This window comes from Butyrivibrio sp. WCD3002, assembly GCF_000424265.1.
Classification (GTDB): domain Bacteria; phylum Bacillota; class Clostridia; order Lachnospirales; family Lachnospiraceae; genus Butyrivibrio.
In genome coordinates, this window is the sequence record NZ_AUJO01000051.1 from 1 (window position 1) to 1,357 (window position 1,357).

The 1,357-nt window shown below is 44.3% G+C and carries 1 protein-coding gene; it reads right to left on the bottom strand.

What is annotated here, in order from left to right:
* Positions 1–1,357: leucine-rich repeat domain-containing protein (locus tag G608_RS21810; RefSeq protein WP_035796195.1), on the bottom strand; the 1,357-nt coding region annotated here is incomplete at both ends.

Genomic DNA, 1,357 nt, shown 5'->3' on the forward strand with positions numbered 1-1,357 from the left:
TCTATACTCTTTACACTGTCAGGAAGGGTAACCTTTATAAGAGCCGTACATTCCTTGAATACACCGTATCCTATGGTCTCAAGTCCTTCACTGAATGTGATGGTGTTTAATGACGTTGCCCCCTCAAAGGCATAGTTTTCTATAGTTGTTACGCTTGCAGGAATCTCTATTTCCTCAATTGCTTTGTTACCGCTAAACGCACTGTTACCTATGAGTTCCAGCCCATCCGGTAATGTCACATCACTGATATTACTTCCTGAAAATACGCCACTTGCCAGCTTTGTCACCCCATCAGGGACAACAATACTTGTAAGCTTGGTACAACCCATAAAAACACTGGTTCCGCAACTATCCAAAGAGGATGGATATTTGAAGGCTTCCAGCTTTGTGCAGCCTCTGAAAGCATCTCCACTTATATTGGTTACGGAATCCGGTAACTCTACACTTGTAAGAGAAGTACAATTTTTAAAGCATCCATATCCTATTGTTGTAAGTCCTTTGGAAAACTCGATATCCGTAAGGCTTTCACAGCCTTCAAAGACATAGTTTCCCAAGGCCTGCGTATCATTTTGTGCAGGCTCTGACCATGTTACTTTCTTAAGGGATTTTTTATTCGCGAATACGTTTTGTTCAATTTTGATAACTGTTCCGGGAATAGAAACTGAAACCGGATTATCATCACTAAATGCTCCACTTGCTATTTCCTGAACTTCGTAAGAACCAATTTGAGAAGGGATTGTTATGTCGGTATCACTGCCTTTGTAGCCTATGATACGCGCAAAAGAGCCATTGAATGCCGTATATTCCCAATCCGTGGTATTTACACCATCATTTCGGGTAACAGGCTCAATGCTATCGTCATCAGCATCTGCTTCTGTGCCTTCGCCGGGTCCGTCCTGCATAGTATCGGAATCCTCTGGCATAGCATCAGAATCGCCTGTATCCGCATCCTGAGCAGTATCATCAGTTACTGCTTCATCAGAAGAGCCTGCTTCGTCAGTTTGAGCCTCAGTATCGCCCATCTCAGGACTTACTGCTTCACTGCTCTGCTGATCTGCATCATTGCTCTGTCCTTCAGTCTCATCCTGTACTGCAGGAGTATCGTTCTGCTCAGTTGCAGTTTCTCCCTGCTCGTTCTGACTATTTTCAGAACTACTGTCATCAGTGACTTCGCTCTGATCCCCCGGATCATCCGTCAAATCGCCGACTTCAGAGTGATTTTCTTCTTCGTAGTTGTCTACTGTTTCAACTATCCCCGGCTGTTCCTCACTGGCAAATGCCGTAAGATCCACAGATGTAGCCGTAATCAAAACAGCGAGCGCTATACTTAGCCCTCTTCTCCACACTTTCTTCATAC